Source organism: Streptomyces sp. NPDC033966 (assembly GCF_055575955.1).
The window spans coordinates 105,798-129,920 of the sequence record NZ_JBVIRQ010000008.1; the positions used below are offsets into that span (position 1 = coordinate 105,798).

At 65.9% G+C, this 24,123-nt stretch carries 38 protein-coding genes; 1 reads left to right on the forward strand and 37 read right to left on the reverse strand.

Annotation, left to right across the window (positions count from 1 at the left end):
• Positions 1–5: 5 nt before the first annotated feature.
• The 35 genes from ACZ518_RS23110 to ACZ518_RS23280 form a co-directional block, all read right to left on the reverse strand.
• A complete protein-coding gene (locus tag ACZ518_RS23110) occupies positions 6–143 on the reverse strand; it encodes a hypothetical protein (RefSeq protein WP_469114891.1) in 138 nt (45 codons plus the stop codon).
• A gap of 27 nt (positions 144–170) precedes the next feature.
• A complete protein-coding gene (locus ACZ518_RS23115; RefSeq protein ID WP_469114892.1) occupies positions 171–944 on the reverse strand; it encodes a sigma-70 family RNA polymerase sigma factor in 774 nt (257 codons plus the stop codon).
• Positions 945–1,113: 169 nt separating this feature from the next.
• On the reverse strand, positions 1,114–1,335 hold the full coding sequence (locus tag ACZ518_RS23120) for a hypothetical protein (protein WP_469114893.1): 222 nt from the start codon (positions 1,333–1,335) through the stop codon (positions 1,114–1,116).
• Complete coding sequence (locus ACZ518_RS23125; protein WP_469114894.1) at positions 1,332–1,748, reverse strand: DUF7169 domain-containing protein; 417 nt, start codon at positions 1,746–1,748, stop codon at positions 1,332–1,334. The genes ACZ518_RS23120 and ACZ518_RS23125 overlap by 4 nt, the downstream gene beginning before the upstream one ends.
• 165 nt (positions 1,749–1,913) lie before the next feature.
• Positions 1,914–2,339 carry an HNH endonuclease gene (locus ACZ518_RS23130; protein WP_469114895.1) on the reverse strand — a complete coding sequence of 142 codons (426 nt, stop codon included), beginning with the start codon at positions 2,337–2,339 and terminating at the stop codon, positions 1,914–1,916.
• Positions 2,336–4,264, reverse strand: a complete 1,929-nt coding sequence (locus tag ACZ518_RS23135; RefSeq protein ID WP_469114896.1) for a DNA polymerase — start codon at positions 4,262–4,264, stop codon at positions 2,336–2,338. Before ACZ518_RS23135 ends, ACZ518_RS23130 begins: the two co-directional genes overlap by 4 nt.
• On the reverse strand, positions 4,261–6,759 hold the full coding sequence (locus ACZ518_RS23140; RefSeq protein ID WP_469114897.1) for a phage/plasmid primase, P4 family: 2,499 nt from the start codon (positions 6,757–6,759) through the stop codon (positions 4,261–4,263). The genes ACZ518_RS23135 and ACZ518_RS23140 overlap by 4 nt, the downstream gene beginning before the upstream one ends.
• Positions 6,760–6,837: 78 nt before the next feature.
• Positions 6,838–7,326, reverse strand: a complete 489-nt coding sequence (locus tag ACZ518_RS23145; RefSeq protein ID WP_469114898.1) for a hypothetical protein — start codon at positions 7,324–7,326, stop codon at positions 6,838–6,840.
• On the reverse strand, positions 7,323–7,697 hold the full coding sequence (locus tag ACZ518_RS23150) for a DUF6915 family protein (RefSeq protein WP_469114899.1): 375 nt from the start codon (positions 7,695–7,697) through the stop codon (positions 7,323–7,325). Before ACZ518_RS23150 ends, ACZ518_RS23145 begins: the two co-directional genes overlap by 4 nt.
• Positions 7,694–8,101, reverse strand: a complete 408-nt coding sequence (locus tag ACZ518_RS23155) for a hypothetical protein (RefSeq protein WP_469114900.1) — start codon at positions 8,099–8,101, stop codon at positions 7,694–7,696. Before ACZ518_RS23155 ends, ACZ518_RS23150 begins: the two co-directional genes overlap by 4 nt.
• Positions 8,101–8,301, reverse strand: coding sequence for a hypothetical protein (locus tag ACZ518_RS23160; RefSeq protein WP_469114901.1), 201 nt, complete (start codon positions 8,299–8,301; stop codon positions 8,101–8,103). Before ACZ518_RS23160 ends, ACZ518_RS23155 begins: the two co-directional genes overlap by 1 nt.
• A 268-nt stretch (positions 8,302–8,569) precedes the next feature.
• Complete coding sequence (locus tag ACZ518_RS23165; protein ID WP_469114902.1) at positions 8,570–9,298, reverse strand: phiSA1p31-related protein; 729 nt, start codon at positions 9,296–9,298, stop codon at positions 8,570–8,572.
• The gene (locus tag ACZ518_RS23170) at positions 9,295–9,567 is read right to left on the reverse strand and encodes a hypothetical protein (protein WP_469114903.1); all 273 of its coding nucleotides are present in this window, start codon (positions 9,565–9,567) and stop codon (positions 9,295–9,297) included. The genes ACZ518_RS23165 and ACZ518_RS23170 overlap by 4 nt, the downstream gene beginning before the upstream one ends.
• Positions 9,560–10,057, reverse strand: a complete 498-nt coding sequence (locus tag ACZ518_RS23175) for a DNA (cytosine-5-)-methyltransferase (protein WP_469114904.1) — start codon at positions 10,055–10,057, stop codon at positions 9,560–9,562. The genes ACZ518_RS23170 and ACZ518_RS23175 overlap by 8 nt, the downstream gene beginning before the upstream one ends.
• A 61-nt stretch (positions 10,058–10,118) precedes the next feature.
• Complete coding sequence (locus ACZ518_RS23180) at positions 10,119–10,622, reverse strand: DNA cytosine methyltransferase (protein ID WP_469114905.1); 504 nt, start codon at positions 10,620–10,622, stop codon at positions 10,119–10,121.
• 87 nt (positions 10,623–10,709) lie between these two features.
• The gene (locus ACZ518_RS23185) at positions 10,710–11,450 is read right to left on the reverse strand and encodes a recombination directionality factor (RefSeq protein ID WP_469114906.1); all 741 of its coding nucleotides are present in this window, start codon (positions 11,448–11,450) and stop codon (positions 10,710–10,712) included.
• A gap of 96 nt (positions 11,451–11,546) precedes the next feature.
• On the reverse strand, positions 11,547–11,873 hold the full coding sequence (locus ACZ518_RS23190) for a hypothetical protein (RefSeq protein WP_469114907.1): 327 nt from the start codon (positions 11,871–11,873) through the stop codon (positions 11,547–11,549).
• Positions 11,866–12,306: a hypothetical protein gene (locus ACZ518_RS23195; RefSeq protein ID WP_469114908.1), complete on the reverse strand. Its 441-nt coding sequence runs from the start codon at positions 12,304–12,306 to the stop codon at positions 11,866–11,868. The genes ACZ518_RS23190 and ACZ518_RS23195 overlap by 8 nt, the downstream gene beginning before the upstream one ends.
• Positions 12,303–12,794, reverse strand: a complete 492-nt coding sequence (locus ACZ518_RS23200) for a C40 family peptidase (protein WP_469114909.1) — start codon at positions 12,792–12,794, stop codon at positions 12,303–12,305. The genes ACZ518_RS23195 and ACZ518_RS23200 overlap by 4 nt, the downstream gene beginning before the upstream one ends.
• Positions 12,791–13,000, reverse strand: a complete 210-nt coding sequence (locus ACZ518_RS23205; protein WP_469114910.1) for a hypothetical protein — start codon at positions 12,998–13,000, stop codon at positions 12,791–12,793. The genes ACZ518_RS23200 and ACZ518_RS23205 overlap by 4 nt, the downstream gene beginning before the upstream one ends.
• Positions 13,001–13,386: 386 nt before the next feature.
• Positions 13,387–13,656 carry a hypothetical protein gene (locus ACZ518_RS23210; RefSeq protein WP_469114911.1) on the reverse strand — a complete coding sequence of 90 codons (270 nt, stop codon included), beginning with the start codon at positions 13,654–13,656 and terminating at the stop codon, positions 13,387–13,389.
• An 8-nt stretch (positions 13,657–13,664) separates the two neighbouring features.
• Positions 13,665–13,994, reverse strand: coding sequence for a hypothetical protein (locus ACZ518_RS23215; RefSeq protein WP_469114912.1), 330 nt, complete (start codon positions 13,992–13,994; stop codon positions 13,665–13,667).
• A complete protein-coding gene (locus ACZ518_RS23220) occupies positions 13,994–14,236 on the reverse strand; it encodes a hypothetical protein (RefSeq protein WP_469114913.1) in 243 nt (80 codons plus the stop codon). Before ACZ518_RS23220 ends, ACZ518_RS23215 begins: the two co-directional genes overlap by 1 nt.
• Positions 14,233–14,415, reverse strand: a complete 183-nt coding sequence (locus tag ACZ518_RS23225) for a hypothetical protein (protein WP_469114914.1) — start codon at positions 14,413–14,415, stop codon at positions 14,233–14,235. Before ACZ518_RS23225 ends, ACZ518_RS23220 begins: the two co-directional genes overlap by 4 nt.
• A gap of 85 nt (positions 14,416–14,500) precedes the next feature.
• Positions 14,501–14,668, reverse strand: coding sequence for a hypothetical protein (locus ACZ518_RS23230; protein WP_469114915.1), 168 nt, complete (start codon positions 14,666–14,668; stop codon positions 14,501–14,503).
• An 83-nt stretch (positions 14,669–14,751) separates the two neighbouring features.
• A complete protein-coding gene (locus ACZ518_RS23235; RefSeq protein ID WP_469114916.1) occupies positions 14,752–15,126 on the reverse strand; it encodes a hypothetical protein in 375 nt (124 codons plus the stop codon).
• A complete protein-coding gene (locus ACZ518_RS23240) occupies positions 15,123–15,542 on the reverse strand; it encodes a DUF7448 domain-containing protein (RefSeq protein WP_469114917.1) in 420 nt (139 codons plus the stop codon). The genes ACZ518_RS23235 and ACZ518_RS23240 overlap by 4 nt, the downstream gene beginning before the upstream one ends.
• A gap of 73 nt (positions 15,543–15,615) precedes the next feature.
• On the reverse strand, positions 15,616–15,858 hold the full coding sequence (locus ACZ518_RS23245; RefSeq protein ID WP_469114918.1) for a hypothetical protein: 243 nt from the start codon (positions 15,856–15,858) through the stop codon (positions 15,616–15,618).
• Positions 15,855–16,538 (reverse strand): hypothetical protein, encoded by a 684-nt coding sequence (locus ACZ518_RS23250; protein WP_469114919.1) that lies wholly within the window; start codon positions 16,536–16,538, stop codon positions 15,855–15,857. Before ACZ518_RS23250 ends, ACZ518_RS23245 begins: the two co-directional genes overlap by 4 nt.
• On the reverse strand, positions 16,535–17,341 hold the full coding sequence (locus tag ACZ518_RS23255) for a hypothetical protein (RefSeq protein WP_469114920.1): 807 nt from the start codon (positions 17,339–17,341) through the stop codon (positions 16,535–16,537). Before ACZ518_RS23255 ends, ACZ518_RS23250 begins: the two co-directional genes overlap by 4 nt.
• A gap of 237 nt (positions 17,342–17,578) precedes the next feature.
• Positions 17,579–18,325, reverse strand: a complete 747-nt coding sequence (locus ACZ518_RS23260; protein WP_469114921.1) for a hypothetical protein — start codon at positions 18,323–18,325, stop codon at positions 17,579–17,581.
• A 77-nt stretch (positions 18,326–18,402) separates the two neighbouring features.
• The gene (locus ACZ518_RS23265) at positions 18,403–18,840 is read right to left on the reverse strand and encodes a hypothetical protein (RefSeq protein ID WP_469114922.1); all 438 of its coding nucleotides are present in this window, start codon (positions 18,838–18,840) and stop codon (positions 18,403–18,405) included.
• 419 nt (positions 18,841–19,259) lie between these two features.
• A complete protein-coding gene (locus ACZ518_RS23270) occupies positions 19,260–19,520 on the reverse strand; it encodes a hypothetical protein (protein WP_469114923.1) in 261 nt (86 codons plus the stop codon).
• Between the two features lie 9 nt (positions 19,521–19,529).
• Positions 19,530–20,132 (reverse strand): deoxynucleotide monophosphate kinase family protein, encoded by a 603-nt coding sequence (locus ACZ518_RS23275; protein WP_469114924.1) that lies wholly within the window; start codon positions 20,130–20,132, stop codon positions 19,530–19,532.
• A gap of 72 nt (positions 20,133–20,204) precedes the next feature.
• Positions 20,205–22,166: an SGNH/GDSL hydrolase family protein gene (locus ACZ518_RS23280; RefSeq protein WP_469114925.1), complete on the reverse strand. Its 1,962-nt coding sequence runs from the start codon at positions 22,164–22,166 to the stop codon at positions 20,205–20,207.
• 44 nt (positions 22,167–22,210) lie between these two features.
• On the opposite strand from ACZ518_RS23280, the gene ACZ518_RS23285 reads away from it, so the two are divergent.
• The gene (locus ACZ518_RS23285) at positions 22,211–22,372 is read left to right on the forward strand and encodes a hypothetical protein (protein ID WP_469114926.1); all 162 of its coding nucleotides are present in this window, start codon (positions 22,211–22,213) and stop codon (positions 22,370–22,372) included.
• An 80-nt stretch (positions 22,373–22,452) separates the two neighbouring features.
• Here ACZ518_RS23285 and ACZ518_RS23290 read toward each other — a convergent pair whose 3' ends face one another.
• Both ACZ518_RS23290 and ACZ518_RS23295 read right to left on the reverse strand, forming a co-directional pair.
• Complete coding sequence (locus ACZ518_RS23290) at positions 22,453–23,358, reverse strand: peptidoglycan-binding protein LysM (protein WP_469114927.1); 906 nt, start codon at positions 23,356–23,358, stop codon at positions 22,453–22,455.
• Between the two features lie 68 nt (positions 23,359–23,426).
• Positions 23,427–24,011 (reverse strand): hypothetical protein, encoded by a 585-nt coding sequence (locus tag ACZ518_RS23295; RefSeq protein WP_469114928.1) that lies wholly within the window; start codon positions 24,009–24,011, stop codon positions 23,427–23,429.
• Positions 24,012–24,123: the final 112 nt, after the last annotated feature.

A 24,123-nucleotide genomic window follows, 5' to 3' on the forward strand; every position in this document is an offset into this window, starting at 1 on the left:
GGAGGTCACATGTCGTCGGGGTCGACGGCCATCAGGTCTCTCAGCTCGTCCACGGCGTAGCGGACGTCGTCACTCCAGAGCGCCGCCTCGTCAGGGCGGACGCCCTGGACGTCGTAGGCGTCGAGTGAGGGAAGTCGGGTCATGATCGTTCTCCTGGTAGGGTGCGTGCCTTACGCGACTACGCGGAAGGCAGTGGCCACGGAGCGCGCCCGCTCTACCCCCCGGTGGCGCATGGTGCTGACATGGCGCTTGTGCACTCCCAGCTCGTTGCAAAGCTCTTCGTCAGGGATTCGCTCCATGCCGATGCCGTAAAACGCGCGCAGAGCGTAGGCGTGCGCGGGCTTGACCTGTGTCAGCAGCCAGCGCGCCAAGTCCCGCTTATCGGTGATTGAGGCAAAGTCGCTTTCAGGGTCCGGAATGGTCTCAGCCAGGGTGTGAGCACTGTGCGGGTCGTAGTCCGTGGAGAGGGACACAGGGCAATCCAGAGACAGCGGCGCGGAAAGGATCTCGATGAGAGCTATGAACGTCTCACGCGCTACTTTCCGGTGCCGGTCCGCCGTGGACACAAGCATCCATGCTCCCTCGATGTCACCCTCCGCCTGATGCAGCGCTTGCTTAACCCGCAGTACGGCGGTGGGATCCACGGTGAGCCCCACCGTGGACCGGATCCACTGTTCCGCCACGGCGCGCCGGCATCCGCGGTAGGCGAAGGTGTGCAGCTTGGCCGCAGACGCCTCCGTGTTGTAGTCGCGGACGTGCTCCATGAGCGACACCCGCGCGTCCTGAAGCAGGTCCTCGGCTACTTCGGCAGGCGCCGTCGGCGCCACCGACCGCACGATGCCCCGGAGGATGGTGTCGTGAGCCTCCACGATTTCCCACATGGCGTCACGATCCCCACCCTGAGCGGCGCGGATGAGTTCGTCAGTAACCAGGGCGGCCGTCATGTCGTTCTCCTCATGAGTGCTTTTGGTGACAGGGGAGTTATGGGGGGATGCAGGGAAGAGTCATCACTAACATTTGTGACGTGGGTCACTCATGTGGGGCTGGGTGCAGATACGACGAAGCCCCCGTCCCTCGTGGAACGGGGGCAGGTCCGTAAGGTGCCTTACGGAGCTATGTCGTCAGGTCGTACATGGGGATGGCCAGTGCGTCAGCCATCGTGACGTCGGCGCGGGCCAGAGGGCAGGCGTTCCAGCCGGTGAGGCGGTAGAGGGCCCGGACTTCAGCCCAGACGATGTGGTGCTCGCTGACCAGTAGCGCGCCATGGACGCCGGCGACTTCCGCAAGCTCCCCGCGCTCGTCGGCCGTTCTCTGCGGCCCCGTCATCACGATCATTCACGCCCCCGAGGTACGAAGATTGCGTCCTCCCCTTCCCAACGGGCGAGTGCGCGATCCATTGATGCGGTGACGCCTAGCACGTATGCGGTGGCAGCGGCCAAGTACGAGGCGCCGATCTTGAGTTCGTCGTGCAGCGCCTGACGCGCGTCGTCCAGTGCAATGTCCTCAGTGGGACGAGAGGGCCCGCGCGGTGCAGCGCGGCCGGTCTCATCCGGGGCCGACCGCGGATTACGGCTGCGGGCGGTCGTAGCGTCGTCGTAGGCAGCGGACATCTGACGCAGCTCATCGAGCGCCCCCTGAAGACGTTCGACCAGATGTGACAGCTGATGTTCGCTGGCGTGGTCGACAACGTAAGTCACGCTCTGCTGCGGCGCAATCGCCGTGCGGCTTGAATATGCCAGCCGGTTCATCAAGAAAACTCCCCCTCTGTCCTGATATGGAAAAACCGCGTCGCACGGCGGGGCTTATGGCGTACTCCCCATCCCACCTGCGGATATGACGTACGCCACAAGCCAACGTTCAATTTTTCAGCGAGACCAAACCGTGACCTTATGGAGGAGTCGTGAACGTCCGGATCAGCCACGGGCGCAGCTCTCCGTATTCGGAGTGTCGCGCTCCGCTGACGTATCGCCAGCTAGGAGGGCCACCCAAGCCGTAATGTCCGTATCCGACTTGGCCCGGTTGCAGTCGCGGCACGCCGGCGCCAAGTTGCCCCACTCGTGAAGGCCGCCCTTCGCGAGCGGAGTGACGTGGTCCACCTCCGGCACAACGTCGCCCCCAAAGTCGGCGCCACAGTAGGCGCACGACCACTCATCCTCCTCTTCCCAAAGTGCGAAAACCTCGTGCCGCGAAGGACCACGTGGCGGTTCGACAGGCCGCAAGACAGGAGTAATGCGGACAACCCGGGTGCCTCGCAGCGAGTTTGGTGGTCTGTTTCCAGCCGATGGCCGGACTGCTGTCGTCACACTGCGTACAGGATCATGTGGTCCTCGGGCCGTCATGCGCGCGCCAGTTCAGCGGCTGCTGCCGCCTCCGGGTGCGCCGCGTACCACGGGTCGTTTTCGATCATGGTTGCCACCTTCTTCATGTACAGGGAGCCCCAACTCCGCCCGCCGACCTCCGGATCCGTGTCGAGCGGGACGCCGAAGAAGTCCATCCGCATGGCCGCGCCCACCTCCCGCGCCACGTCCTCCGCGATGTCGTCGGGGGCCGACCCAAGCACCTCGTCGTGAATCGGGAGGTACAGGAACTCGTCAACGAAGCCCTTGTCGTCCATGTCGATAAGGGCCTGACAGAGCACGTCACGCGCGGTCGACTGGACCACGTAGTTCGTGGCCGCGTACACCCGGTCCCGGTCAAGCGGCAGACGCCGGCCGACGGGAGTCCAGACGACGTAGCCGTCCGCCCTCGCGGTGCGCTGGAGCTTGGAGGAGTACCGCTTGATGGCCCGGTACGTCCGGTCGTACGCCGAGATGGCCTTCTGGACGTCGGGCAGCGGCGCCCCGGTCTGCCGACTGAGCGTTGTCGCACCGCCCCCGTAGACCTTGCCGAAGCCGACGCCCTTGCAGAGCTTCCGGTGGAAGGTCGTGTAGTCGGGCCCGTAGATCAACTCAGCCGTGAATCCGTGCAGGTCCCTGCCCTCCGCGATGGCGCGCTTCATCACCGACTCGTCCGCCAGCGCCGCCAACACGCGCATTTCGACGGCCGCGTAGTCAACGCTGAAGATCCTGTGGCCGGGCTCCGGCAACAGCGCTCGCCGGATCGTCCAGTCCCCCGAGGGAAGTTGCTGAAGCGGCGGGCCGGAAATGGACATGCGGGCCGTTCTGGCCTGGAGACTGTTCACCCTCGGGTGGCACCGACCGTCGACGTCGAGCCCATCCCGCATGGCTATGCCGTAGCTCGTACTCCACTTCCCCGCACGCTTCGACCGGAGCACCGCATCCGCAAGGAAGTTCGGACTCCGCGTCCCGCGCGGCTGCCAGTGCTGGTCGAGGTCAGCAAGGTCGAGCAAGATCGACTTGTCCACCTTCAGGGCTCCACTGTCAGTGGTCTCCGTTAGCGTCTCGCCCATGCCTACGAGAGCAGCCGACACCTGCGCCGGAGAGTTCACCGACGTCACGCCGTACTTCCGTGCCCGGGCGGCGTGATGGCCCGCTTCCTCCTCCAGCCGGCCCACGAGGCCTTCGACGTACGGCCGGTCGACGAGCATCCCCCGCCGCTCCATGCGGGCGCATATAGACATGATTCGGTGCTCGAAGTCGACGAGGCGCTGAGGGATTCCAGCCTGCCTCAAGCGTGCTTCGAGCACTGGCAGGAGTCGAGACACGAGAATTGCGTCCAGCCCTGCGTACTGGAGGTAGGTCGGGTGGTTGATGTCGATCGCACGCCACCCCGTGGCCTTCGTCTCCCCGATGCTGCGGAAGACAGCCGTCAAATCTTCCTGCGTGTCCGGGGCCGACGGGTCAACATCCCGGGCGCACAGCTCCTTCAGCTTCAGCCCGTATCCGCCTTCGTGTCGAGGTCGCGGATCGAACAGGTGAGCGATAATCTTCGAGTCCGTCGTCTTCGGCCCCAGCACTTCCAGTGGGGTCCGCAGGTGCCTGTCCAAGACCAGAAGATCGAAGGTCGCGTTGTGGAAAACGAGGTGCGGCAGCGTCAGAAGTGCCCGCCGTGCGGCGTCCTGAACCGCCGGTCGGCCTTCGACCTGGAGCACCCACGCGTCCCGCGGGTCGCCGAACTGGACGGTCCGCAGGCCGTAGGACGGGCTGAAGGTGTCCAGGCCCGTCGTCTCCGTGTCCGCGCCGACGGTCTCACCCGACCGTGCCTTGCGCTCCACCCAACGGGCGAATGCATCCAGGTCTGCGGACGTCTCAGGCACGTGCGTCAGGGTCTCTTCGCCCGCGACTGTGTACGGGAAGAACTTCATGCTGCTGCCTCCTCTCGTGGCTGCCCGAAGATGTCCGCGGGGCCGGTCCCTTCAGTCCCTGCCGCCGGTACTGCTTCCGCATCCCGCTGTGCCGCCTGCACCTCTGCGTCAGACGCAAGACGGATCCCGTCGAATCCCCACTTCCCGCCGGCTCCAGCACGTCGCTTCGTGAACCCGCGGCTCTCCAACTCCACGCCCAGGGCCCACCCGGACAGCACTTCCTTACGGCTGAGCCCCGCGTCCTCCGTCCACTCCGCGTAAGCCCGTCGGACAGCCATGGGAGCAACTCGCGCATCTGGCTCCTGAACCAGACGCGCGGCGATGAACTCGGCAAGGCGGTCTTCGCTCTCGCGGTAGTCCTGCGTCGCGGTCGACACGGATCCAGGCTCCTGGAGCCCGTGCTCGTACCACTCCTGAGCGCCCCGCACGGCCCATGCGAGGATCCCTTCCGCCTCCGCGCGAAGCTGGGCGGGAAGGGTCTTGTCCGCCTTCGCGCCGCGGAACGTCGCTTCGAACGGCACCAATTTCACGCGTCGCCAGACGCCAAGATCCTGTGACAGAATCGCCGGCTTGTAGTTGCCCGCCACCATCAGCAGGAAGTTCGGAACGTAGGTGAACGGCTGCCCGTACAGCCTCCGCGCCGTCACCGGGTCCCCGCCGGTCAGTTGCTTGACGAGGGCTTCGGCCAGGCGGCTGTACTTCTCCGTCTCGCTCGCCGTCACGAGCCGCGCACCGCGGAGTTCGGCAAGCTCCGGCGAAGCCTGCCCGACGGCTGTGCGCTGCTCGAACGTGCTGAATTCCGTCGACTTCGTGACACCCTTGAAGACGTTGAGGAGCGCATCCAGAAACACGCTCTTCCCGTTCGCCCCCTGCCCATGCATGAAGGCGAAACACTGCTCAGCCGTCGAGCCCGTCACGCCGTAGCCGACGAGACGCCGCATGAACGCGGGCATCTCCGGGTGATGCGGGAAGACCTCCGTGAGGAAGGATTCCCACCTAGTCGCCTGTGCCTCCGGGTGGTAAGCGACGTCGAGGCGCTTCGTGATCATGTCCTCCGGCCGGTGCGGGTGAAGCCGCCCCGTGCGCAGGTCGATGGTTCCGTTCGCGACACTCAGCAGCTCCTCCCGCGCGTCGAAGTCGGCCGCCCGCGCGGGCACTCCGGGAACGGAGGGAAGCTCTTTGATCACTGCCTCGATGCTCTTGTTGGTCAGCGCCTTCAACGCCAGCCGACGGTTCGCTTCCTCGCCGGTCGCGATCAGCTCCGCGCCCATCAGGTGAAGCTGACGCCGTACCTCCGCGTCTCCCGACGCCCAGATGGTGCCGTCCCAGACGAGGAAGCCAAGGCCGTTTGCGTGCCTCACTCCCCCGCCGGAGCGGGCCATGAAGTCGCGAAGGCGGACCGCCAAGCCGACGTCCGTGTTGTCGAACATCTGGCGCGCGCTCTCGCTCATCGTAGAGAGAGCGGCGTCCGTGGCGGGGACGTCAGGGGCGGCCGGCGGTACGGGGAGCTTGGCCTCCAACTCGACGACAGGAGCCGACCGGACCGCACGGTGAAGCTCTGCGGGGAAGGTGTCCGGCGTGCGCTCACGCCAGGCGGTGAGATCCTCCTTGGCGTTGGGGAAGGAGAGGCGCCGTACCGTCTGCCCGTCCGCCATCAGAGCCGCAGCAAAAGCGTTGTTGCCGCGCTCCCCCGCCGTGTCCGGGTCAAACGCCAGAATGACATCTCGCCCACGGAGGCCAACGACGAGTTCAGCAACGAGCGCCGCGTTATTCGCCAGTCCTGCCCCCCGGATGATCAACGCGTCGTACCCGACGCCGACCGACGTCAGGCCGTCTCCCGGCCCCTCCGTGATCAAGATGGTGTCGTATCCCGTACCGGCGGAGAGAACGCCGTACTTGGCCCACACCTTCGTGCCGACATTGGTCAGGCTCATCCACCGGGCCCGGCATCCTCCCGCAATGTCCCGCCCCTGGAGTCCCCGCACGACGCCATCGAACCCAGCGAGCGGCACCGTCAGCCGCGGGTGCCGGTTGAACCCCCGGGACAGCCACGGCTGTGAACGGTCGGCAGGGTGGGCATACCCCACGCCGAGATCCTCCGCCGTCTCCGGGGAGAGTCCGAACCGGTCACTCATGTACGTCCGCGCCGCCGTTGCGCCAGGAGTTTCGCTCATCAGCTGCGCGGCGCACTCGTCGACGAACATCCGCAGCCCGGCAATCTCCGCCACGCCAACGGATTCCACCGGAGCCGACGAAACAGTCCGCGCGCCGTCGCCCTGGACGTCGAAGAGGTCGCCAGGACCGATGCCGGTCTTCCTCAGGATGTCGATCGTCGGGCACCCAGTGCGGCACACCATGAGAAGCCGCCCGTCATCCTTCAGCGTCAGCTTCAGCGACGGGTGCGCACGGTCATTGTGCGCCGGGCAAAGGGCAAGGTAGCCGTCATGGTCCTCCTCCACGCCCTTCAGCCGCGCAAGGATGTCGGTCAGTCGCAAGGCCTCTCCCCTCGTGAGTTGTGCATGTCGAAGGGGCGCCCCGGAGGACGCCCCTTCATGCGGTGTTTGGTTGTGGTGCTAGTCGTGCGAGTAATAGTCGACCGCGATACCGTCCCGGCGGACGATCACCTGTGCATGATCTCCGAACGCGTCCATCAGTACGTTCTCGAATTCTCCGGACTCGACCACACCTCGAAGTGCCTGGACCCGGTCGTATCGTGCCTTGTCCGGCCCTTCGTACGGCAGATACTCCCTGGTCTCCCACTGATAGGGTCGGTATCCGAGGGAGGGATGCGAGCTGTTCTCGGCCTCCAGCTCGTAGAGGTCTTCGACCTCCGCGTCCGCGTCAGTGCGTACCCACAGTCCGTACGCGGAGAATTCGCACGGGTCGCCGTCGTTGAAGTATGGCGTGTACTGCTTCCACCCGAACTCAATAATCGTGGGATCGTCGAGGACAGCCTGTATGACGGGCTGAAGCTCCTCAATCGGCCTCTGAGTCACGCGAGTGCTCGCTTCGGAGTAATCTCCTTCGACGGGAATGCCTAGGAAGTTTCGTGCACTGGTCACGCTGCGCCTCCTTCAGGCGTACTAAGCAGCAGGTGCGAGAGCGGTACGGCCTTGCGGCGGGTTCCGGACATCCACGGAGAGATGGTCATACCAGCGATGTAATCCGTCGGCGAGGGGAGCCAGCCGAGGTCCTCCAGGATGTGCCGTTCGGCGATCAGGCGGACGGGAATCTTCCTTCGCCCAACCGTCAGGGTGTCTCCGAAAATGCGCTGACAAAGGTAGACACCTGCCGTGTGGTGGTACAGCGACCTGTGCCGGACGTCGCCGATTATCTGCTTGGAGCTGTCGATGAACTCCTCTATCGGGAGGTAGTCCTCCGGCGTGCCTCCCCACTTACGGGCGGCTGACTGCGCGTGGTGCCAAGAATTCACGCGGCCTCCCGGTGTTCAGCGTCCATGAGCGCATACGCCGCCGGAGCGACACCCTGAAAGGCCGTCTCCATGGCCCGCAGCCTGTTCATCAGCCGCACGTCGGTCGCAAGGTCCCGCACGACGTACGCGTCCGCGGCCCCCTTCATCCGCCGCTTGACGACCGCGCAGCCGAACGGCTGTCCAGCATGGGCCGCCTCCCGGTTGGCCTGCGCGATGTAGTCGGCGAGTGTGATCGTCTTCTCCGCCTTCGCCTCGACGGCATGAAGGTAGTAGCCGTCTATGTCGCCGATGTCGAGCCGCCCCATCTGTACGTTGCGGCGTGCGGCAGGGTTGTGGTGGTCGCGTAGATAGGCGACGAGGGCGGACTCCCACGTGGTGCCCTTGGCTTTGGAGGGGTTAGCCATCAGACCATCCCCTCTCGGTTCATCACGTGCACGAACGCCCCGCGCTTCAGCGCCACGCCGGCCGCCTCCCAGTAGCGGGGCCAGTCCTTCCGCGACGTGGCGGCTGCGCGGATGTAGATGCAGTCATCGGGCCCGGCGCTGCGGACGTCGCCCAGGGCGGGCGCATCGGCGTCGTCGATCAGGTACAGGGCGCCGCTCACTGTGCGGTCCGCCTAATGTGGATGCCGTGCGACGGCCGCAGCGAGCACCGCCGGCACCGCGTATGCGTCCGAGTCGTCCACGACGGTACGACCTTCACCGGGTCGGCTTCGTGGGGGTCTTCACCTTCAGCGTCGCACCCCGGGCACGAGTCCCGCATAAGACCGTAGCCGTGCGCGCACAACACCTGTTCCATGGTCTCTCCTCCGTGGTCTCCCAACGCCGCAACCCCCGGACCACGTGGGCGCCGGGGGCTGAAGGAAGGGGAAGCTAGACCTTGGTCAGGGGGCCGTACGCGCTGAGGACGTACTCAAGCGAGTCGCTGTCGTCGTGGATCTCCCCGCCCCAACAGATGCCGCGCACCTTGCCGTCGGGCATGCGCTTGAAGCGCCAGGCGTCCCGATCCTTGTCGCGGTACTCGGCGCTGAGGTCGTACGCCACGCCGTCGTGCACATAGGTGCTCGACAACTCCTCGTCGACGAGTTCGACCTTCTGGCAGTACCAGTAGCCGTCACGCTCCCCGTGGCGGCCAGGACCAAACCGAACCTTGAACCGTGTGCAACTACCCTCCATGCCTTCCACGGTGCCGGTAAGACCGACGAAGTCACCGGTCTGGAGGAAGGGGTCGTCCACCACCACGCGCACCCGATCCCCCACCTTGATTTCCCGTGCCCCCACCTTCGACAGCCCGTCTTCGCGCGGCGTCGAGTGGCGTCCGTTCGGCTGCTCGACGATCCAGTAGCGCTCTCCGTCGCCCGTCGCGATGAACGGGCCGGCGACGATGGGCCCGCGGATGCCTATCAGGGCGTTGCGCACCTCGTCGCCGACGGCGAACTTCGGCGTTGCTGAGAGCGCATTCACCGACGCGGACGTCTCACGTCCGCTGTCCAGCCGAATCACGTAGCAGGTCTGTCCGAACGTGTTCTCGTAGGGGCCGTACGTCACTAGCCCCCGTCCCTGGGACTCGTGCTGAACCGTGTCGCCAACCTTGAACGTCACTTGCTCTCCTCCGCGATGCCGATGACGACGACGTGTTCCGCGCTGACTGTCTGCTCCGCCAGCGTCGCGCGGGCGATGAAGCCGGAGTCCCGGCCGGTGGGCTTCACCTTCAGCATCGGGACGATGCGGCCAGCCCGGCGGTCACTCTTCGTCTCCAGGACGACCGCCTCACTGTTCCGCACGCGGTTGCCCTGACGCGTCGGGTAGGCAATCAGGACGCCAGGGCGGATCTCGGCCCCGGTGAAGTCGGTGAGTCTGGCCTTAGCCATTGATGCTCTCCTCCGTGTATGCCTCGTGCTTCATCAGCCACTTGAAGGCGTGGTACGCCTGTTGGGGCACCACGCCATTCCCGATGCGGCCTAGCTGTTCCTTGTGCGTCAGGCCCGGCACGTCGGTGACCCATCCTGGCTCCAGGCCCATCAGCCACTCCGCGAACTTCGGCGCGAGCTTCAGCCCACCGCGCGGACCGCGGACGATGGGCACCGGGGCCGCTGTTCCGCGGATGCACTCCCACCGGTAGATGGCGCGGGCGAAGTCACCCCACCACTCAGCCGGCGAGTGCGGCCCGTCGTCAGGAAGCTCGTCGTCCGGATCGACGTTGAGGAGGAAACAGACCTCGTCCTCCAGCGTCGGCCCGTGCCCGCCCGCCTTGCGCTTGTCCGGATGCTGTGCGGACCCGTTGTGCGCCAGATTTGCCGTGGGGGTCTTGAAGAGCTTTTCCGCCTTCTCCCTGGGGAACAGGCGGCAGACTGCTGTCACGAGGTCATCCCCGCCGGATCCCGGCCGGTCCCGCTTCGCATAGTCCGGTCCGCGGTAGGCGTCAGCGACCGTCGGCGTCGGCAGGTGTGGCAACGCAGAACCAGCGGTCCCGATGATGCGGAGCCCCGATGTCGGAAGCTCGTAGAGTCGTCCACCGCGCGTCATACCCGATGTCGTGAAGCGATGTGAGCACCGACTCTTGTCCCCGATTTCGGAGTGCTCCCACGTTCTCCAGGAAGACGTGTCGCGGTCGAAGTACCCGTATGCCTTCAGCGATGTTGAACCAGATTCCGGAGCGCTCACCCTTGATTCCCTCCCGCTTACCCGCATTGCTGATGTCCTGGCAGGGAAATCCCGCTGTAATTGTGTCGATGCCCTCTTCCAGCAGTGCGCCCCACGACTGGTATCGGACGTCACCGATATTGGGTGCGTCGGGGAATCGGTGTGCCATGACGCGGCAGGCGGCTCCATGTACCTCCGCGACTACGGTGACCTTGTCGCCCGTCAGAGCTTCTACAGCCAGACCCAAGCCGCCGTAGCCGGCGCAAAGTTCGAGGATCGGCATTGTCTCTCCTCTTCGTGTGCGTAGAATCGTGGATGCGCCCGCTCCTCCCGACCGCAATTCGGAAGGAGCGGGCGCAGTTCGTTGCCGTCAGGCGGCGTCGGCCAGCGGCTGAGCGGCCTCGTAAGCGCCGAAGATCCGGATATCCGGCACGTTGTACGAAACCGTCTGACCCGCCCGCGGACCCTTCGACGGAACGTAGGTCACGTTCTTGATCGTGAGTGACGCACGGATCTGCTGCCCGGCGTACTTGTCCAGCTCCTTGAAGAGCTTGGGCAGTTCGTTGACGAGCGACCAGGAGCCGGAGTTGAAGCGCCAGACGCCCAGATCCATCGCCTCCGACAGGCGGAACGTGATGTCGATGGAGGGCTTCGGTCCGCGCATCTTCTGCGCCTCGAACTTCCGCTCCGCCATCAGCGAGGGGCACTTGCACGGCTTGCCCTTGTCCTCTTCCGGGGAGAGGAACTCGAAGCCATCGCAGTGGTGGGTAAGGCCGGCGCCGGGCATGAACATCTTGAACGAGGCATCCACCCCGTCGGGCTCGATGACGATCTGCACCGTGGAGGCATCGGTCAGGATCTGGAGGTTGTCCTCCTTGTCCGTCTCCCAGCTCTCTGGCTCTCCGCCCAGCATCTCCGCGATGCGGTCGGCCACCACGGGGTCCCCCGTCGTCACGCGCCATTCGTTCAGGCTCTCCGGGGTTTCCTTGCCGTTCACCAGGATCAGCCGGCCGGAGCGGAAACGGCCCACAGTGTCGTCAGAGAAGCTCGTCCGCTCCTTCGGAGCTGCGTCGGGGTCGGTGTCCCAGATGCGAGTCAGATTGTTCGCCAAGGCGTGAACCTCCGTGAATATGTGTGTAGGTTGTGAGTCGCTTCCTGCTCACAGGGGAGTTATGGGGGGACGGAGCGCGAAGTCATCACCCGAATTTCACCGCGTTTCGACGCCGGGCTGAGGGGCCGCAACCCAAACGGTTGAGCCGTCGTCGTCCATGCCCATGCAGACGAGACCAGGGGCTCCGTAAGGTGCCTTACGGAGGGCGGCCACCTCCGCCCGAAGCCGTGCGATCTCCTCGTCGCGCAGCGCCAGGGCCTCCGCCCCGTAGACGAAGCTGTCCGCGGCGCGGCGTCGCGCCGACGTCCAGGCCAACCGAAGTCGCGCCGCTTCGTCCTCCGCGTCGACCAGCCGATCCGCCAGCGGTCCCGTAGACCATTCGCAATAGTTGTCGTACCGCTCCTCGCGGGTGCGCTCAGACATCGCTGCACGCCTCTCTCAAGGCCTCTCCGACGGCCATCGACCACGCGTGTACCTGACGCGTCACCGCACGCTCCAGGGCGTCATAGAAGGGCTGCTCGTGCACTGCCAAGGCTTCCCCCGACGTCGGCCCCGTCTTCAGCAGCAGCCGGAACTGAAGCGCGCGGGCGTAGCGCTGGTAGGCGCGCAGCTTCTCCCGGGCCTGCGCCAGCTCCCAGTACGTCCGCTCCGTAAGGATCAGGTGATAGCCGCCTCCCTCACACCGATTGCAGTCCACCGCACGCCCGTGCCACGGCGTCTCGCGGAAGTCCTCCCGGTCCAGTCGGCGCCGGCACCGGGTGCAGAGAAGGGTGCTCTTCCCGTTCGGATGGCGACGCTCGAAGTCGTCGCGGATGGCGTCCGCCAGGGTGTACCGGCGAGGATTGGCGCTGCTCACTTCACCAGCCTCCAAAGGTCCCCCGGCGTCACGTCACCGGGCAGTCGTCCGTCATCGAAGAGGTGCACGCCGGCTCGTCTGTAGACCTCGTCTACGAGCTGGGAACAGATCATGTGCCCTGTCGAGGCAACGAAATCGCGAAGCACTCGCGGACGGATGCGGTAGTGAGCGAGCGCTATCGAGGCGTAGTCCAGGAAGCTGTACGGCGTGCCGACGAGGTTCGTCGCGTCCTCCGCGATGACCACGCGCTGCGCGGCCGTCAGCGGTATCCGCCCTGTCGACCACGCGACGACGGGAGAGGCGTCCTCCAGCCGGATCATCTCCGCGCCGCTCGGCATGGCCTGGACGATGTAGCCGCCCCCGACGTATACAAAGGCGTGGTGCACAGGAGCGCCATCTCCTACAAGGAACTGACCGGCACTGACGAAGGCGCCGGCCAATCCACGTATGCGGGTCAGGGCGAAGTCACCGGGGAGAGGGGAGATCACTGGCGCGGCCCTCCTCCAACCGACGCCAGCACGCCGCACAACCATGTGCCTGCGGCCGTCTCTGCCATCGTCGGAGACCACCCGCGCGACTCCAGTTCGCGGCGCATGCCGTCGGCCGTGTCGTACACCGGGGTAAGGACTCCGGCCATGTCGAGCATGGCGAGCGCCACGCTCTGACGCAGTTCATCAGGTGTCGGTGTGCTCATGCGTCCAGCTCTCCTCTTTGAAGTCTCGGAGCCACGCGCGTTCTTCACGTCGTCGAAGGATGCGGCGAAACCACGGCCCCTTGTCGCCCTCGTCCGCGTAGCGGTGGGGAAGAATCCTGCTTGCGCTCAAAGCGCCGTTCGGTCGGCCGGCTCGGTTCTTCCGGCTGTGCCATCGCCGACGCCCCGTGCGCGGCACTGGAAGGCTCATCAGTCCCTCTCTCCATCCGCCAGAAACTCCGCCACCCGGACGACGTCAACGACGTCCGGCATGTTCCCCCAGTCGCGACCTTGGACGGCCCTGTACGCCGCGTTGAACAAGTCCAGGCGCCTCAGGGCTCCCTCAGTCATTTGCGCGGCTGTGGAGGGCTCTCCAGGGTCGAGATGCGTCATGACGTCCACCCTCCCCGGGCCAAGTTGTCGAGGAACGCCACGGCGTCGTCGCCGTAGCCGGCGCCCTCCATCCGGCGCGCAGTCTCGTGCAGGACCTCCGTAACGTACGCATCCAGCAGCAGCCTGAACCACACGTCGTACTCGGGGCTACCAACACGCTCCGCCTGCCGCTCCAGCTCCTTCCGTGCCGGTCCGGTGCGGTGCGCTGGGCAAGGGCAGGTGGCCACGTCGCCGTCGAGGATGAAGTGCAGGGGATAGCCCGTCACGCGCCCGCTCATTCCGCGACCTCCCGAAGCCCTCGCGCCTTCTCCTCGAAGATGCTGCTGACCGTGCTGCGGATGTCGTCGTCGATGCCTGAGTAGTTGTACGGCGACCACACTTCCTTGGCCATCTCGGCGAGGACGAGGGCCAGTTCCACCCGGATCGCACGGGACGTGGCGGCGCCCGCGTGGGGGTTGACCTCCGACAGGGGGCCGTAATCGGCCTCCACTCTCCACCGCTCCAGACGCGTGCCTAGATGCGTCTCGTAGGCGGCCCGGACGATCACCATCTCCGCGCCCTGGTCCTCCCAGACGTCGCCTTCCTTGTCGCGGTACAGCGTCATCACCTCTCCTCCATCAGCTCTGCCACGGTGTGCATGCCGTCGATGTTCTCCACGTCGCGAAGGGCCTCCCAGACCTCCGACAGGACGTGGGCCCGTAGACGGGCTACATCGCGCACGACCCAATCGACCTTCAGGGCCGTGATCATGGACTTCGCGTCCTTCTCGTTGTACTGGTACGTCCCACCGCGCTGCTTCGTCAGCAGATGCGCCAGCCGGCGGACGAGAAGCTCCTCCGCGGTCACCACGGGAGCGCCTCCTTCGCCTCGGCGACGAGCGCTTGAAGGTCCCAGGTCGACATGACAACCGTCGCGATCGTCTCGCCTCGCGCGTTGCGGGTCTCCAGGTCATAGGCGTGGTTGCCGTGCGGCCGAATGGTGACGGTCGAGCCGTCTGCGGTGTGGATCGTGGATGAGTGGAGCATCGTCTCTCCTCTGCTGTGTGGGTACACGCCGAAAGCCCCCGGCGCCGAAGCAACCGGGGGCTGTGAGGAGCGTGTGTGACTCGCGCTACGAGGCTGAAACCTCCGCAACGTCGATGCGGGCCCACTGCTCTCGGGGCCAGTCGTTCAACTCCAGTCGAGGCAACTCACAGGATCCGTCGTCCAGCTCGTATCCCTCATCCACCGCAGCCTGAATCGCTGCCTCAATGGCGCGGGCGTGCTCTTCGAGGGTCATGCGCTCTCCTCAGTGCGGTGTCGGGCACGAGCCGCGCATGCAGCCGTGCGTCCAGCAGTAGTCGGGGCTGCGCTGGTCATCGCTCAAGCTGCGCACTCCTCGTCGGCCAGTTCGGACGGAATCAGGTACCGATCAGCTCCACCCCCGGGACGGAACATCTCTCCCAGATTGAAACGGGAGATCGTGGCGTACACCCGCCGGGAGGTGTCGTCGGAGCGGGTGGCAACGAAGCCCTGAATCACACGAACGAGCGCCTCATACGCCTCGACTTCGCCGCGCGCCTGCAAGAGGAAACGAGCGCTCTCGCCCTGCTCGCGGGCCACCACGACCGCATCATTCACAGCCTCCGTTGAGAGCCTCTCGTAGAGCCGTGCGGCGTATCCATCGGCCGTATCCCCGTTGGCTCCCGCTCGACGGATCCAGCCCTTCAGCTCCGTCATCGCGGAGGAGTCACTCATGCGGCCTCCCCGCGGGCTGCCGTGTTGCTCAGTTCCCGAACGTTCATGTCAAAGCCGTAGCCGTAGTAGAAGGGGTTCCCGCAGCTCCACCCCACCGACAGCTCTAGGACGTCCCCCATGTCGGCGAAGATCCGCCACGTCTCGTATCCGTCGGATGCCTCGACGCCGATGATGACGTGGTCGACGCGGTCTGGGTGCAGGAGGAAGCTCCGCAGCTCCGTGTACGCGCAACAGTCGGAAGTGTTCTGAAGTTCAACACGCTTGCCGGTGTCCAGCGTGATGACGAGGGCGGCGTGAGCGTCAAACCCCCACTTGTCCGTCGTTGCCTCTCCAGCTTCGGCGCTGACGATGCGGTGACCGACGACCGCGTCTCTCAGCGTCTCGACGTTGGCCGGCATGGTGCCGTCGTCGTACATGCTCTCTCCTCTGCGCATGCGTAGGAGCGGGGCGCCCATGTTGGACCCCCCGCTTTTCCATGAGTGCCTCGTGTTACTGGACCCAACGGAACTTTTCGGTCATGTGCGCCGCCAGGAGAACCGCCAGGACCAGGAGGAAGGCGGGGCCGTAGCCGATGGCCGGAACGGCTTCGAAGGTCGAGTGCAGCCCGCCCATCAGCAGCATGAGGAACCACGCCTCCAGCGGCGCCAGCACAGTGTTCCCGGCGACCGAAGCCACCGTCTCGCTCTCACGGCGCTTGCGGGCTTCGTCAGCGGTCTCCACCAGAATGCTCATTCGCTCTCCCCCTTCAGTCGCGCGATCTCCCGCGCCTGGCTGACGATGACGGACTTCAGCTCGTCGACGAGGGAGCCGACGGGGGCTGTGGCTGCGATCTTGGCCAGCACATCAGCCGTAGCGAGGTCGCTGGACTCCCAATCGTGCTGTTCGGCCGCCGTAGTATGGATCACCATGCGCGCCGGCTCCCGGCGTAGGGCTGCTCGCGCGGCCCGTGCCTCCGCCACGAGCGCCGCGTTCTTCTCGCGCTCCTCGTGCAGCTGTCGACGGAGAGGCCGCACGAGCCGCTCCTCCAGCGTCTCGAACGACTCCTTCCAGACCTCACGCTGGTCCCGCGCCTGGTGGAGTAGCTCGCTCATCTTGTGGAACTCCGCCCGAACCTCGTCCCGCTCCTGCGCCAGGGACTCAGCCGCCCCCACCACCCGCCGCATGTGGTCCGCGTCCCATCGGTGCCCGGGACCGTCGTCGATATCGACGCTGAGGGCCTGAGCCACATCGGCAACGACCTGCCGGGCTTCTCCGCCACGAGCGTTCTCGGCGTGGATAGCCCGCACAGCCACTTCCTCCAGCCGGTCAATGATCGCCAGCTTGTCTCTGCGGGGATCCCCCGTCCCGTCGCCGTAGTGCACGCCCTCACGCTCACGCCGAAGGGCACGGCCGATGTCCGTGAGGCTGCTCATGCTGCCCTCCTCTGGGTGCCCGTGATCAGGGCGCCGCCGGATGCGACGGCCGGCTTGCCGACGACTCCCTTCTTCGCGTCGGCCTCCCAGTCGAAGGTGTGCCGGAGGGACTTGAAGTGCTCGAAGACGTCAGGGCCGCACGCCACCTTGACGAGCTGCCAGCCCTCGGCACGCACGTGGAGGACAGCGCCGCCGGACCACTTCGGCATGGGCACCGATTCACCGGTCTCAGCCAGGATGACGCGGTCCGCATATCGGTAGGCGCTGAGCTGGAGTGCTACGGACTCGTAGACGGCCTTCGACGTCTTCCAGTCGAGACCGACCACTTCCCCGTCAATCTCCGCGATGGCGTCGAAAGAACCGGCGTAGCCGTAAGTGTCGCTCCAGACCGTTTCCTCCAGGTAGAGGAAACGGGGCTGTACCTCGTTCAGGAACTCCTGGAACCAGCGGACGAAGGGCTTCAGATCACCGTGCACGTGGTTCATGTTGATGCGCTCACCGCGCGCCATGCGCTCGAAGAGGTCGTGCGCTTCGCTGCCCAGGTCAGCAGCGGCATGGGATTTCCGTCGGTGCGCGTTCTTCAGGTAGTCGATGGCTCCCTGTGGGTCGCGCTTGCACAGCTCCGAGACGATGTCCCAGTTGTGGACGGCCGCCTCAGCAGCCTCCTTCGCTGCCCAGAACGTCAGGAAGTCCTTCGGGAGCATGCCGACGATGCTCGTCACGCCCGGGACCTTTACGCGCCCGTCGCTCGGGTCGATGTAGAAGCGGGACCCGCCCCGCTTGATCGTGCTCACTCCGGCCATTCGTCCTCCGCCTGTCTCTTGGTGACAGGGGAGTTATGGGGGGACGGAGGCGCAAGTCATCAGCTCGCTTCAAGATTCTTCAGCGCGTCCTCCTTGCCGACAGACTGACGACAGAATGCCGAACCGAACCACTATTTCTACTTTCCCTTGACGCGTGTTAAGAGAAGTGAAAAGTGTGGTCCGGTTCGGCATTCTGACCTGTGCGGAGGGTGCGGACGAGGGCGACGACGAGGCGTCTTAGGCCGCTGAGCTGCGCTTCTTGGCGTGCCGACGCAGCTTTGCAACCACCTTTTGGATGGCCGCTAGTTCATCATCCAGTTTGGCGCGCTGACCATCAGTCATGGAGTCAACAACTGACGGCGACAGCTGCGCCAAGATCGTGTGCGCTCCCCGACCTAGCCTCAGATGGTCACCGACGGCGGACGACGGAGGGGTAGGCGCGGGTGCGGGCGTGCCAGCTTGGTCGGCAGTCGGCTTGGCTTCCGTCTTCTTCATCGACGACGCTGTCAGCTCAGCCCGCGCGGTGTGCACGATCGCATTCCGGGACTGGCGGGCTTCCTTCTCCCGATCTGCCGGCCCCGCCAGCTTCAAGTTGTACGCCGCCAGCTCCTCAGGGGACACCACCGACCGCAGGTGGTTGCCGATGTGCCAGCGCACAGCCGATTGGATGGCATCCTGACTGTCTGACGGAATGCCGGAGCGGGAGTAGAGCGACGCCGCCAGCTGTTTGTACTCGTGACTACGCCCTGGCAAGTCATTGCAACGGCGACGCAGCTCGACTAGGACTACGGCGATGTTCTTCAGCAGCGTTGTCTGCTTGTCCTTGATCGCCTCGTACTCACGCGCGTACGCGGCCCCTCGGGCGAGAAGCTCCTCTTCGGACTGGTGGCGGACGTCGTCGACGGACAGCGACGGGTGTGCGGTCTGCGACGTCGCTGCGGCCGTCCTCTTCCCGCGGGGGAGGGGGAGGGTCGAATTGGACATGCGCTAGCTCCTCACGGTGATCGTAGGCTCACAGTAGCGCGAAGTACGGGGGTGCTGTCTACGGCGCGTTGTGAGCGTCACGTGAAATCCTTCCTGCACACACCGCAAATGACCTGCCCCAGATCCAGCGTCGACTGTGCCGCCCAGATTCGTCGGGGCGGGTCGCATTGACACTGGACGGACGGACGCGCCGCGCGCTTCGCTCCTCCACGTGGGGTGAGGTGCGGGAGCACCGTTGGGATGGACTCACGTAGAGATTGGATGGAGTCGGCGTAGCGCTGAAGGGTATGAGCCGGCATCTCCGGGTGCGGGTAGCCGCGCGTCCGGTCGCGCTCCCTCTCCGCCGACCACTCCAGCCCCACTTCGAGAGCGGCGCGAAGGTAAGCGTCGTTGTGGTAGTAGCCGCGGGTAGCGGTGTCTTTGGTGTTGCGTACCCAGTTGAGGACGTGAGCGGCCTCGTGCAGGAGAAATGTGATCACGTTCTCCGGCCCCGCTTTCAGCACTTCAGCGGGCACTGCGAGCCCCTGTAGCGCTCCATCTACCAGGCTCCATCGCTCCGGTCCGTGGTCAGCGGGCGGGGCAGCTGTACTTACGGTAATGCGCGCGTCTGGTAGATCTGGCACGGCATCGCGAATGCGCTTCCATGTGGCTGTCAGCGTGTCTACCAGGGCGCCGGGTGAGGTCGGCATGATCAAGAGGGTACGCCCGCCCTGTGTGGATTCCGCCCCTCCGTAAGGCGCCTTACGGAGGTCGGCCGATGGTGACCCGTGCATACTGCCCGGCCCTGCCCTCCACCGGGGGCGATAAAACCATCGTGTGCCATAGATCACATCGAGACGAGCCGTCTCGCGACATGTGCGTCAGACCTCCACGCTCCTGCCCGGAAACGCAAAAAGCCCCCGCCCTCCCATCAGGGAGAACGGGGGCTCAGGCCTTACCGATCAAGCGTTGGAGTGACGCGCTTCCGTGTCGACTCGCCGACGATGAGCGGGAGCACGACGGCACCGATTACGGCCGTCTGCTCCAGGTAGCCGGAGACGTCGAGGCCGAGCCACGCGCCGCCCGCGAGAATAACTGACGCAAGTCCCGCTCGGACCCGTACGGGCTCCTGCGCGGCGAAGATCTGGAGCGCGGCGTAGGCGCGAAGGGTGACGTCCGTGACGGCGCTCTTGGCGCGCGTGATCAGCTTCTTCATGGGGTCCTTTCAGGAGAGGGATCGTGCGAAGTGACGGCGCGATTCGGCGGTGTGGATGACGTCCCACACCTCCTTGACGCGCACCTTCAGGTCGTCGAGGGAGCCGTCATTCCGAATGACGAACCCGGCGTCGTCCGCGGTGAGCGCGCCCTCCGACTCGTGGTCCAGGTGCGGAATGCCGGGGCGGTCGATGTAAATCAGGTGGAAGCCAGCCCGTCGCAGGCTCTCCGCTTCGTTGGGGTACCGGACGTCTGTGATCACAGAAGGGCGGCCGGTGGTGCGGTTCACCTCGTCGACGCGGGACAGGCCGGCACGGAGCCAGAAGTCCGGATCGATGGCTCGGATGGACGCGCCCAGCTCCTGGAGGATGCGGCGGACTTCGTGCTCCTCCTTCGCCCTCTCCCAGCCGCCCCACTCAACAACTTCGGACAGTCTTGTGTTCTCGGTCTCGTAGCCGTCAACGGTGAACGAGTAGACGACCGGGTCCAGTCGCAGCGCCGCTTCCTTCAGCGGGTCCGCGAAGGCCACGCGTTCGCAGCCGCCGTGTTCCAGCAGGATCCGGCCGACGGTGTCCTTACCGGCCCGCGCACGGCCAATGAGTCCGATGTTCATGACGTTCCTCTCCCCTGCCCTCTGGCTGACGGAGGAGTTATGGGGGGATCGAGCCGGAAGTCATCAGTGCTCTTAGAGCGGCAGCACCGGCGCCAGGGCGCGCACCATCCAGCGGGCAAGGTCAGCGTGACCTGCGTCCGTCGGGTGGACGCCGTCGACGCCGATGACCGTTGCTGCGTTCGCCGACGTCACAAACGGGTTCTGGGTGCTGACGACCGTTCCTGCGCCGTCACGGGATTCGCCTGTGACGAGGGAGATGAACGGCAGGCCCTCGGCCGTTGCTTCCCCTCGGAGGGTCGTGTCCGTGTTTACGATGCTCGTGGCTGGCGACGCCGTCGGAGCGATCGGTCCCACCACGATGATCTGCGTCGAGGGGAGCGCGCTCCTTGCGGCGGAGTACAGGGAGGCTGCGGCCGTCCCGATGGCGCCCTGAGAGCCGGAGCTGTCGTTGTAGCCGCCCTTGATGATCAAGGCGTCGGGAGCATAGGCCACCACGTCGGCCGTAAGCCGGTCACCAAAAGTGGCGTAGCTGCCAGCGGTGATGTATCCCGTACCTCCCCGGGCCTGAGCCCAGACGTCGGTAACGCCGAGCATGCGCGCGGCCTTGTAGAGCCACGTCCCCACTCCCCCGCCGGCATTCTGCGACGACCCGTCCGTGATGCTGTCACCCAGCACCATCAGCCGCCCGCGCGTCGTCACCGGGCGCCAGAGCGCTGCTGAGGGCCCGAGGTAGATGCCGCCAAAGGGCACGCTGTAGAGGTCAAAGCGGACTCGCCTCACCGCCGACGAGCCGAAGTCGACCTTCAGCATGTGCCCGGACCCGGTCGTTGTCCCGCCCACGCTGACGGGGGTGGCAGTGAGCGGCTTGCCGTCGATGCTCAGCTTGTACGTGGAGGCCGACGAGATGTACTTGAAGCGGAGTTCGAGGACACTGGCGTCAGTGACGAACTCCAGCGCCCACGACCCCTGGCCCGACGCATAGGTGTGCGGGTAACGCGACGTCGGCAGTGCGTAGTTCGTGTCCGGCGACGAGGCGCCAATCTGGAAGTCACTCGCGCCCAGGAAGAGGAAGTCCCCGCGGACGTCGGAGCCGGCCAACGTCACGAGCGGAGGCGCGTACTTGACGGCGCCGGAGATGCTGCTCGTCGTTGTTTGCGCCGTAGTGATCGTCGGTGCCGCGCCGGAGTACAGCGGGTCCGCGAGCGCTAGATCCGGGATGCCTCCGCGCCGGATCGTCTGACGCTTCCGGGCTGCCGTAGCAATCTCGGTGAGGGTGATTCGGTCAGTGGCCGACGCGAGAGCAGACCCCGTCGCATATGCGGCGTTCGCCCGCGTCACTTCCGAGGCCACAGCCTGGTCCGCGTAGCTGTGGGCTTCAGCGATGGCGGCCGTCTGCGCGGATGCTGCCGCTCCTGCGGGGTCGGCGCCCACGTCAGCCGCGTCGAGCACGACGGCGCCGACGGCGCCGTTCACAGACGAGATCAGCGGGTTACCGTCGATCGGGTATCCGGCCGGCCAGCTGCCAGAGGCTTTCGGGCCGTAGATCGTCCACGTGGCGATGTTGATGAAGAAGTCACCATCGACGCCGGTCCCGCTGGAGGGCGCGCTCGTCCCGGAGAGGACTGTCCGCCCGTCGGTGCCGTCCTGACCGTCCGCGCCCGCGGGTCCGACGACCGGGTAGTAGTTGCCCTGTGCTGGGTTGGCCGGCGCGATGTCGGCGAGGTTCACCGTCGGCGTGCCCTGTGGCAGGGGGATGGAGTAGGCCCGGGCGCTGACGTCCTTGAATCGCTCCGTGACCTGGTACAGCCACCCGGTGGGTTGGCTGTTCGCGTTGTCCGTGGCGATCAGGATGACGGAGAACTGCCCGCTAGGGTCGAGCGTCACAGTCACTGCGCCTGCGCTGATCGTGTCCGCGCCGGAGAGCGTCAGGAGCGCCGGCGTTGCGAATGTCACCGTGCCGACGAGGGGGGTTCCGTCCGGGTAGACGTAGCGCCCGTTCAGGGTCACCGTCGCGATGCCCGGGGGCATGCTCATGAGTCACCTCCAGGAGGGCGGCCAAGGAGGAGGTGCTCCGCGTCATGACCGGCCTGCCACTCACGTACGCGGGCGACGTCTTCGCGGACGTCGTCGATGTCGTCACGCACGTCGCCGATGCGGGCGTGAAGGACGGCGCCCATGGCCTCCAAGGCGTCACGAGTAGCTGCTCCGTCTTCCGCCACGGCGACGCGGGTACGCCGTAGCAGGGCGGGGGCCGTCCCCAGCCCAGCGGCGACCACTACGGCCGCCGCTGAGATGAGAGCAATCAGGACTTCCGACCCCATCAGTCGATGACCTCGAAGCCGTGCTTCGTGCCCAGCCGCTTCAGACTGTCCATGCCGGGGATGCCGTCAGCCGCGCCGCCTGGTGCCGTGCTTGCGCCGGGGTACAGCTTGAGCTGCCACTGCGTGTACGCCTTGCGGGTCAGGGTGCCGAAGGACCCGTCCTTGGCGTACGCGGCGGAAAGGAGCCCCTCCGCCTGGAGTGCAGCCTCGACGGGGCGTACGTCGCCCGGGTTCGTCGTCCCGCCCTGCGGGAGGCCGGGGTCCCGCAGGGCCGCAGCGATGAGCCGCGCGAGGGACACACGCGGCTTGGACGGCTGAGGTGTGGAAGGCGTGGAGCCGCCACCGGCCGCCAGCAGTGCCACGCGGTCGATGTTGCCGGGGTCCCAGTGATCATTACCCGGCGCGTTGCAGTGACCATAGTGGCCACCCTGCGTTCGCCACGTGGAGGTCGACCGGTTCGACGCGTCGCTGTACGACTTCGCCAGTTCCCCCGCCGGCCAGACGTCCGGCACGCCCCACGAGCGGATAGCGCGCATGAGCGCACGGAAGTTCTTGCCCGGCTTCCAGTACTCGGTGAAGGGCTTCGCGGCCCGCGCAAGTACTTCAATCTGGATGCACGCGGCGCCCGTGCGGTTCGTCCTCAGGTCCCCCGCGTTCCTCAGTGCCCGTGCGCTCTGGTTCAGCGGGCCGTACTGGGCGAGGCGGTCCGTCGTCGGGTCGTAGAGGATGTGCGGCTCGGAGCTGACGGCGATCAGGTACGCCCCGACACTGTTGAAGGCCGCGTCGCCCGCCCCGCTCTCCGTGGTGTGCCAGACGACGCGCGGGGGAGCGTCGGGCGTGTCCATCGCGCCGCCGATCTTGCCTCCGCCAAGTCGCTCAGCCTCGGGAATCCATATCTCACCCATGTGGGTCTCCTAAATCTGGGCATGGAAAAGGCCCCGACGATGCGGGGCCGAAATTGATGTGCGGTGACTCAGACGAGCGAGTAACGGATTCCGTCGAAGCAGACCCACGAAGCGGCCGTAGTGGTCGACGTCGGGGCCACGATTACGATGATGTCCCCGTCCGGCTCGACCTCCACACGGGCGTAAAGGTCTGCCGCCCATTCCGTCGCAGCGATGTACGTCCGGTACGCCGGCGGGCGCGCGATGGATGGCAAAGTGGCGATGGTAAACGCGACTCCACGGCTGAACGCCGTCTGGCTGACTTTGCGTGCGGAGCCCCGAAGCTCGACGCACTGGTTCACAATGCGGAAAGCCGGACTTCCTCCGCGGGCTTCGTATCCCGACGCGAAGGTGATCGGCACCCAACCGGTTGGGGTAATCGTTACCCACGTCGTCCCGTCGAAGATTTCCTTCCGTTGCTCCGCGATGAGGAAGCACTCCATTCCCGCAACGGGCGACGGAATGGCAGCGGCACGAGCGTTGGCGTCGTCAAAACGCATGTTGAGCTTCGGAACCGCAGCGGAAACGAGGTTCCCGACGGCAGACTCAATGTTCGGCGGGTCACTCAGCAGCGGGTACGGAACATTCTGGTCGAGGTCGTCGACTCCGGGCATGCGCAGGTCTCCCCTAATGGGTATCGGTATTTTTGAAATGGCGTCGACGAGGACGCCTAGATGATTACGGGGCCGTCGCTCCAACGACGAGCCAATTCCCGTCAGCATTGGT